Raw genomic sequence first — 8,631 nt, forward strand, 5'->3', positions numbered from 1 at the left:
CCCAAACCCCGGCCCAGCTGGAAGTTGGAGCCACGCGCTGACGCTTCTGGCTCTATAGTCGACGTTCTTGACGACTACTTTCGTCGAAGCGCCGAAGGATCCCAGCCACTCGCGATGGCGCAACCGAATAGAAACAGAGTCATATAGACCGCGAACACCACGCGGGGATAGCCTGACCACGGGGCGATGACCTTGGAGACGAGCACGAACAATGCGCCGGAGATGAGACTCATCACCGTGAGCGCGAACAGGCCGAGGAGAGATTCTCGCCGAGCATGTCGTCGCGCGATCTGGCGGCTGGCACGGGTTGGCACCGGTTGGCGACTCGGACGGATTGATAGACATACGATACGAGCATTGCGTAGAAGACGTAGTAGCGATCAGTTCGGCATCGCAACTACTTCCACGATTCTAAATCCATGGCGCGCTGCCCTTTCCACTTCCTTCATGGGGTCGATCCCAACACGTGTCCAAGGTCGCCCCAAATGGCTGCGCCATCCATAAGTTGTCAGCCTTCGCAACTGACCTCCGACCGGGTAAGAACGACTAAGATACCCACGCACTACGCGGGGCGACTGTAAATCATCGAGGTTCGCGGCGATGTCAGTCGCCTGCTCAGGAGTATTGTCGACTTCAAATGCATTTGCACACCACTCGCCAATGGTGTAGGACAGCAAATCACATATGCCGTCCTTGGTGGCATTCTTCGGATGGCTGCCGACGGGAGTCCTTGACCATGACAATCTACCTTCGCGGTCGTAGCGTTCGCCGTGGTTCTTCCCCGGAGTCGCGTCACCCCACGGCCAGTTTCTTCGCTCTGGCCCACGTGCTGCTAGCTCCCATTCCTCGCTGGGCAGGCGATACTGCTTTCCGGTTTGTTCGGAGTACCATTCGCAAAACAGAACCGCTCCCTTCCAAGTCACTTGGTTTGCGGGAGTTGCCTCGGCGCCCTCGCGTGGAACGTATTTGCCATCATCGCCAAGGGTGATCGTCGAATACTTGTATTCTCCGATGTCCTGGTGATTGTAAAGCGTTCGCCGGTCAAGTTCGTTCGTCCGCTCGGAGTTGAGGAACGCGCACATCTGCTTCGCCGTCACCGGATACTTGCCGATTCGAAACGTCTCCACGGTGACCTCCATCGGCGCTTCGTCATCGTGGTACTCACTGTCCCCCGGCTTCAAGGGCGTGCCCATCGTGAATGTCGCCCCCTGAATGAGGACGGTTTCGATGGTTGGGGTTTCAGTTTCGGCCGCGTTGCCGACACAGCACATCAAGAGTGGCAAAAGCAGGCCAAGTGTTGGCGTTCGCATAAGTTGACCTCACCGGGGCGCCCTTGTGCTGTCGTCGCAAGAATCAGAAATACACCACCCGCTCCCCGTCCGTGCCGATGCCGTTCGGGAAGAAAACGTTCCGGCGATGTTCAACGCCGTCGATATTGACTACGATAGCGCCGTCGCTGGGAGGGATAGGATCGCAACATTCGCGGAGCCCCACTTCCCCGGGCCCGACGCGTGATAAGCCGAATTCCCGGTCGCCGACTAAGAGTGTTAGCAAGACTTTTGAGGAATGCCCGTGATTGGAGACCATGCGTGAATGCTCCTAATGTAAAAACAATCGCGGCCGCGGAGGCATACGCGAATTCTAGACAAATCTCCGTTGCCTTCCAATCTCCACTGGGATTTGGCTCGGACGGAATGGTTTGGCCGACGTCGCGAGGGTCGGCCTTGAAGATATTATACCGCAATCAGAACTACTCGGTGGAACGCGACTGCTATTTGCGGCTACGCGATGCCGGAGTCCAGAAGGTGGCGCACCTGGCCGTACCGCGACTGGTCGATTTCGATGACGTTCTCCTCGCTATCGAAATAGAGATTGTACAGCCGCCTTACCTCCTCGATTTCGGCAAAGTCTATCTCGACGACCCGCCGCCGTATTGGGACGACGTCCAGTTGATGGCCAACTTCTACGAGGAAAAGGCCCCGCTCTTTGGCCGTAATTGGCCACGGGTACTCAAGGCGATGGCCTCGCTGCGGCTCCACGGCATCTATTACGTCGACCCGCGCCCGCAGAATAACGATTTCGGGGACGAGGAGGACGATTCCGAATTGTAGGTTGGACCGGAATGGTGATTTCCGTCGTCTTTTCCCGCCGCGTTGACGCCTTTCCGCGGGACAACTAATCTGAATGGGGGCGGCTTTCGGCCCCCTATTCTCTCGGAACGAACGGAACCCGGTGCGAGGCGGAATCATGATTTACCTGCGGAACCTCAAGGGCCCTCGGGCATTGCGAGCCCTCGTTGCCACGCTGCTGGCGCTGGCCGCCGTTTCGTCCGGCAAGTTGTTCGCGCAGACCACGCCGGGCAAGGCCGCCGATCCGCAGAACGTGGAGATCCGCACGAAGGACGAAGTTCTGCTGCAGGCCACGTACTACCCGGGCAGCAAGGGGAAGGAAACCATCCCCATCATCATGCTGCACGAGCACAAGGGGAACCGCCGCGATTTCGAGTACCTCGCTAGGTACTTCCAAGGCGACTACTTCGGCGCCGCGGTGTTGGTCCCTGACCTGCGCGGACATGGCGAGAGTACGGTTGTTCAAGGTTCCAACCGCCCGCTCTCGGCCGACAAGTTGAACACCAAGCAGTTCCAGGCGATGGTCGCGTTCGACATGGAATCCTGCAAGAAGTTTCTCATGGAGCGGCATCACAAGGGGGAGTTGAATATCGAGCAACTCACGCTGATCGGCGCTGAGATGGGCGCGTCGGTGGCGATGCTCTATGCCCGCAACGATTGGAATTGGCCGACACTCACCACTGGCAAGCAAGGCCAGGACGTTCGCGCGATTGCGATGATTTCGCCGCAATCCGTGTTCAAGGGGCTGCGCATGCAAGACGCGCTCGCCGAGCCGGACAATTTCGGTTTCCGACGTAGCGTGCAGTTCTTCATGGCAGTCGGCGCTGAAGACAGCAAGTCGCTCAAAGATGTGGAGCGATTGGAAAAGCAACTCCAGCGCTTCCGGCCAAACGAAGCCGAAAAGAAGCCCGAGGAGGCCTCGATTGTGCTCTCGCGGTTTCCCACCAAACTCCAAGGCAAGGACATCCTCGCGGAACGGAGTTTCGGCCTGGACACGCAGTTAGCTCAATTCGTCGACTTCCGCGTCAAACAACGCGCCGCCGACGTGCCGTGGAAAGAACGCAAGAGCCCGCTCGGCAATTAGTTCGTTTTGACGTGCGATGCGCAACGCCTACGGCGCCGGCGCTCCGTGCGGCTCCTTGAAGGTGATCACCGGGCACGTCGCTTTGCGCACCACGGCTTCCGCCACGCTTCCCATCAGTAATCGTTTCAGGCCGGTGCGGCCGTGCGTGCCGAGGACGATCAGGTCCACCTTCTCTTCGTCGGCCACCGCGACGATTTCCGACGCCGGGTCGCCGATCACCAGGCGATGCTCGTACGGCACCGACGGATCGGTCGGCTTCACGTCCGCCAACATGCGGCGCAGCGTGGGATTGTCCGGGTCCGGAACGCCGTAGTACATCTCGCCCGCGCCGTAGGCGGGAGGCGGCTCTTCGACGTGGAGCACGATCAGTTTCGCGCCCGATTCCTTGGCCAACGCCGTGGCATGGCTCAGGCCTGCGTCGCTGCAGGTGGAGAAGTCGGTCGGGAACAGGATTTTCTTGGCGTTCATGGCATTTCCTCCCGTGCGATGGGCGTGCTACTAGCTACTCATCATTATATCCGATCTGCACGCGGCGTACCAAATGGTGCGAATCGGGGCGCAGGGCGCATACAGGCCGATTTCGAGTGCGGACTTAGCACGCTCGACGCACGGTGTGCGAGAAATGCGAGACATTTCTGCGCACTTCGTGCGGTTATGACCCGTTCACACCGGCGGCGGATTGCGTTCCGCGAAGCCGCGTTGATGGAAATATGGATAAGCCAACGTCACCGTACTGGCGTCGTCGAGTTTCTTCACATGTTCGGGCGAAAGCTTCCAGCCCACCGCGCCGAGGTTCTGCCGCAACTGTTCTTCGTTGCGAGCGCCCACGATCACATTTGAGACGGACGGACGTTGCAACAACCAGTTGAGCGCTACTTGCGGAATGGTCTTGCCCAGCTCTCGGGCAACTTCATCGAGTGCGTCGACGACGTTGTACAGCAGTTCGTCCGGAGTCGGCGGCGCGAGATCGGCGTTGAGCTTGCTTTGCATGCGGACGTTGTTGGGGATCGGCTGCCCACGGCGAATCTTGCCAGTTAAACGTCCCCAACCGAGCGGGCTCCAGACCACGGCGCCGACTTTTTGATCGAGCCCCAGCGGCATCAACTCCCACTCATAGTCGCGGCCGATCAGCGAGTAATACGCCTGATGCGCCACGTAGCGCGCGAAGCCGTGCCGCTCCGATGCCGCCAGCGACTTCATCAAGTGCCAGCCGGAAAAGTTTGAGCAGCCGATGTAGCGAATCTTGCCGGCGCGAATCAAATCATCGAGCGTGCGGAGCGTTTCTTCGACCGGCGTCGTGGCGTCGAAGGCATGCAACTGGAACAGATCAATGAAATCGGTTTGCAGCCGCCGCAGCGAGGCGTCGACCGAACGGATCAAATGATACCGCGACGAACCGACGTCGTTCGGTCCCTGGCCTGAGCGGAACGTGGCCTTCGTGGAAATGATGACCGCGTCGCGACGTCCCTTGATCGCCTGGCCGAGGATCTCTTCCGCCGCCCCCGCGGAATAAATGTCCGCCGAGTCGAACATGTTGAGACCGGCCTCGAGGCAGATATCGATCAATCGCGTGGCTTCCGCGACGTCGGTCGCGCCCCACGCCTGAAAGAGTTCCCCCTTGCCGCCAAACGTGCCCGTGCCAAGGCTCAATGCCGGCACCATGAAGCCAGAGCCGCCGAGTTGTCGGTATTCCATGACGCATTTCCTTTGCGATTTATTGGACCACTTCGCTGCCGCATCATTCTAGCGCCAGCCGACATTCGGTTATAGGGCCGCGACGGGCTAGTGAACGCGGCGGGATTGTTCAACGGCGGGGCAGTCGTCGTTCGAACTGCTTCAGCTCGCGCCGGTAGACTTCCTGCCACGCCGCGTTGGGTTGCACCGCGCCGCGGAAGCGGACAAGTTGCTGAACCGCGTCCGCGACGGTAAACGGTTCGTTGTTGTTGAGTTGTCGGCGCAAATAGGTTTCGTACGCCGCCAGCGCCGTGACCGCCGCGCCGAGCGCCGGCCCTTCATCGCTGGCGAGGCGCTCCAGCGGTCGCCCGAGCACCGACGCCAGGATTTCGCACATCAAATCGCTCCGCGCGATGCCGCCGGAGACGGTGATCCGCTCGATCTTTTGCCCCGCGCGTTCGTGCTCGCGCACGCCGAGCGCAATCAAATACGCCAGCGCTTCGAGACTCGCGCGGCAACGCACGCCGGGGGACTTCGGCTCGCGCGGCGACCAACTCAGGCATGGCTCGCTGACCTTGAGCGAAGGTTCCGGCGATGTAAACGGCATCACGCTCACGCCATCGCAGCCGGCGGGTACTTCGCGCGACTGTTTTTCGAGTTGCTTCCAATCGGCGTCGGCGCCGACAATGCGGTCGATAAACTGCGCGCCGTTGTTGTAGCAGCGCATCCAGAGATACGGTCCCCAGTTCAAGCACATTACGTCCAGGTTGCCGCTCTCCGGAACGCGTTTCGACGAGGAATTCACCACCGCCGAATTGCCAAGAATGATCGCCATCTGCCCGTCGTCCACCGCGCCGCCGCCGACGAGCCCCGCTTGTTGATCGTCGCTCGTCGGGAAAATGAGCGGTCGCCGTGTGGAATCGATGCCGGCCTCGAGTGCCAGGTGATTGGCCAGCGAGCCAATTGGCTCGAAATGATCGACGACCGTGGGCAATTGCTTCCAGGCGAGCTTGCGATTTTCCGGGTCCGCCAGGGCGCCGAGCATTTCCTTGCGCCACTTGCGACGACGAAAATCGAGGATGCCTGTCGAGGCGGCCGACGAAACGCTGGTCACGTCGAAGTTGCCGGTCAGATATCCGGCCGCCAGCGGACCATGTAGCAACATCCGCGTGGTGCGCTTCCAATCCCGCGCCGAGAGTTTGGCCTCGTCCTTGACAAGATGACTGAGCGAATAACGAATCGCCCAAGGACCGCCGATCAACTCCGCGACCTTCTTCTGGCCGCCGAGCCGCTTGAGCCCGATCTTGTGATACTCGGCGAGCGTGTGATCGTTCCAGCAAATCGCGCGGCGCACCGGCAAGTGATCGGCGTCGATCCGCCCGGCGCTGTGATGCGTCGCCGAAATCCCGCCGGCGCGCCAGTCGTTCAGACGACCCAGCTCGCGCAACCGCGCGGCCATCGCGCGCGTCGTCGCCCGGGCCTGCCCTTCGAGTTGCAGCAAGTTCAACTCATTGCGTCCCGCTTCCACCGGATCGCCATGCCAAAGGTCCGTGCCAAGTCTTACCTCGGCCAATGTCTTGCCGGACAGATCAAACGCCAGGCATTTGACGCTGCCGGTGCTGAAATCCCAGCCGGTGATGATGGTGTTCGAAGGAACCTGACGAAGGCCGGACGGCATGGCGGTTTACCTGGAGCGATTCGAAGCAAAGTGGATGCGCGGGTTGCAGGTGGACATGGTAACTGCGGCGGCAATGCGGGAGCAAGCGATCGCCCGCGCGCAACTTTCAGCAAAAGCACAGCTATGGGCGCATCGTCGCGTAGGGAGGATAATAGCCTGGGTCGCGATCGGTACTTCGAGTCCGCCGGGTGGGCACATGAATCAGGGTGACGGAAAACCGCAGGGCGCCGATCGTTTGGGGGACTTTGAGCTCATCCGCGAAATCGGCCGCGGAGGGATGGGCGTCGTCTTTGAGGCCCGGCAGGTGTCGTTGGATCGGTTGGTGGCGCTCAAGGTGCTGCGCGCTGGGTTGGGGCTGACCTCGCAGTCGGTGCAGCGCTTTCGCCGGGAGGCCGCGGCCGTCGCCCGGTTGCATCACACGAACATCGTGCCCGTTTATGCGACGGGCGACCAGGACGGCACCCATTTCTATGCCATGGAATTGGTTGAAGGACCGTCGCTCGATCAGGTGATTCGCCAGGTGCGTGGCGAGCGCACCGCGCCGCTGGAGACGGAACCTTCGCTGGGCGACAGCGACTTGCTCGATACGGCGGCCTATCACGATTCCCACGAGAAAACAACGCGCTCCGCGCCGGCCTGGACTTCGTCGTCGTTCAGTTCCAACGCGCAGTTCTTCGACACAGCCGCGCGGATGATCGCCGACGTGGCCGATGCGCTCGATTACGCGCATCGCCAAGGCATCGTCCATCGCGATATCAAGCCGTCCAACTTGCTGGTCTCACCCGACGGCCGCTTGTCCCTCAACGATTTCGGCCTCGCGCGGGTGCTCGAAGAGCCAGGCATGACGACGACCGGCGAGATGCTGGGCACGCCGGCCTATATGTCGCCGGAGCAAGTGACCGCCGGTCGCACGCCGCTCGACCAGCGGACCGACATTTATTCGCTCGGCGCCACGCTTTACGAGTTGCTCACGCTGGAAGCGCCGTTCAAGGGAGAACGCCGCGACCAGGTGCTCGCACAGATTCTCCACAAAGACCCACGCCCGTTGCGCCGCGTGAACAAAAAAGTGCCGGTGGACCTGGAGACGATCTGCCTCAAGGCCATGGAGAAAGACCCGGACCGCCGCTACGCCAGCGGCGGCGAATTCGCCGCGGATTTGCGGCGCTACGTGAACCGCTTCGCGATCGCGGCGCGCCGAGCGGGGCCGCTGGCGAAGGGGGTGAAATGGGTGAAACGGCACCCAGGCGTATCGGGCTTGCTTGCTTGCCTAGTGCTGGCGCTGTTCGCAATTTCGTATTTTGCCGCTCAATCAAGGTTGGCCCGTAGTCGACTCTTGTCCGCCCAGCAAGACGCCGCGCTCGAACGAGCGATGCTCGAAGCGATGAGCGGAGACGCTGAGTCCGCAATGGGGTCTATCACAATGGCGGAGAATGTTGGCGTGGAAGCTGGCGAGCTGAACATGCTTCGCGGATTGGTCGAAAAGCATCGCGGACGCGCCAGGGAAGCGGTCGTTCATCTTGAGCAGGCGCAGAGGCAAATGCCAGGCAGTGTTGCGGTAAAAGCACTTCTTGCGTCGGCATATTTGGAAAACGGCAACTATCAGACGTTCGACGAACTGTCGATCGAACTTGAAAAACTTCGGCCGCGAACCCCGGCCGATTATTTATTCCTTGGACTAAGTTTTGCGGACAGCGATCCAAAGGAAGCGCTTCACATTCTCGAAAGAGCGCCGGAACGGTCGCGTCGATCGGCTGTGGCTCGACTTGCCAAAGCTCTGTGCGGAATTGTTCGCGCGGCCGACACAGGCAATCCTGATGATGCCGCCCACGTCATTCAAGAATTGAACAAGATTGATGCACCAGAAAACCCGTATTTGATCAGTGTGAGACTTGAGGCAAATCTCTCGTTGGCGATTGCGTCGAACTCCGACGCACCTCGGAGAGAGGCGGCATTCAGCAACGCGTCGCTCGATTTAGAAAGACTGGCGCAATATTCGGAGAATCCGATCGTCCTCCGTGCGAATTGCTTCTACTATTTCATCCAGAGGGACGACGACAAGCTCTTAG

8 protein-coding genes are annotated in these 8,631 nt (G+C 60.4%); 3 read left to right on the top strand and 5 right to left on the bottom strand.

The features are described from left to right. Window positions 1-74: 74 nt before the first annotated feature. Both SGJ19_21275 and SGJ19_21280 read right to left on the bottom strand, forming a co-directional pair. The gene (locus SGJ19_21275) at window positions 75-314 is read right to left on the bottom strand and encodes a hypothetical protein (GenBank protein ID MDZ4782787.1); all 240 of its coding nucleotides are present in this window, start codon (window positions 312-314) and stop codon (window positions 75-77) included. 66 nt (window positions 315-380) lie between these two features. Next, window positions 381-1,310 carry an SUMF1/EgtB/PvdO family nonheme iron enzyme gene (locus tag SGJ19_21280; GenBank protein ID MDZ4782788.1) on the bottom strand — a complete coding sequence of 310 codons (930 nt, stop codon included), beginning with the start codon at window positions 1,308-1,310 and terminating at the stop codon, window positions 381-383. A 414-nt stretch (window positions 1,311-1,724) separates the two neighbouring features. Here SGJ19_21280 and SGJ19_21285 point away from each other — a divergent pair, with 414 nt between their 5' ends. Both SGJ19_21285 and SGJ19_21290 read left to right on the top strand, forming a co-directional pair. Further along, a complete protein-coding gene (locus SGJ19_21285; GenBank protein MDZ4782789.1) occupies window positions 1,725-2,111 on the top strand; it encodes a hypothetical protein in 387 nt (128 codons plus the stop codon). A gap of 136 nt (window positions 2,112-2,247) precedes the next feature. Further along, window positions 2,248-3,213, top strand: a complete 966-nt coding sequence (locus tag SGJ19_21290) for a hypothetical protein (GenBank protein MDZ4782790.1) — start codon at window positions 2,248-2,250, stop codon at window positions 3,211-3,213. Between the two features lie 27 nt (window positions 3,214-3,240). On the opposite strand, the gene SGJ19_21295 is transcribed toward SGJ19_21290, so the two are convergent. The 3 genes from SGJ19_21295 to SGJ19_21305 all read right to left on the bottom strand — a co-directional run bounded on the left by SGJ19_21295 (window position 3,241) and on the right by SGJ19_21305 (window position 6,565). Then, window positions 3,241-3,681 (bottom strand): universal stress protein, encoded by a 441-nt coding sequence (locus SGJ19_21295; protein MDZ4782791.1) that lies wholly within the window; start codon window positions 3,679-3,681, stop codon window positions 3,241-3,243. Between the two features lie 195 nt (window positions 3,682-3,876). Next, on the bottom strand, window positions 3,877-4,908 hold the full coding sequence (locus SGJ19_21300) for an aldo/keto reductase (GenBank protein MDZ4782792.1): 1,032 nt from the start codon (window positions 4,906-4,908) through the stop codon (window positions 3,877-3,879). Between the two features lie 109 nt (window positions 4,909-5,017). Beyond that, entirely contained in the window at window positions 5,018-6,565 is a 1,548-nt protein-coding gene (locus SGJ19_21305; GenBank protein MDZ4782793.1) for an FGGY-family carbohydrate kinase, read from the bottom strand. Here SGJ19_21305 and SGJ19_21310 point away from each other — a divergent pair. Then, the coding region (locus SGJ19_21310; protein ID MDZ4782794.1) for a protein kinase at window positions 6,564-8,631 on the top strand (2,068 nt) is incomplete at its 3' end. The genes SGJ19_21305 and SGJ19_21310 overlap by 2 nt on opposite strands.

The organism is Planctomycetia bacterium (genome assembly GCA_034440135.1).
In the GTDB taxonomy this organism is placed as follows: Bacteria; Planctomycetota; Planctomycetia; order Pirellulales; family JALHLM01; genus JALHLM01.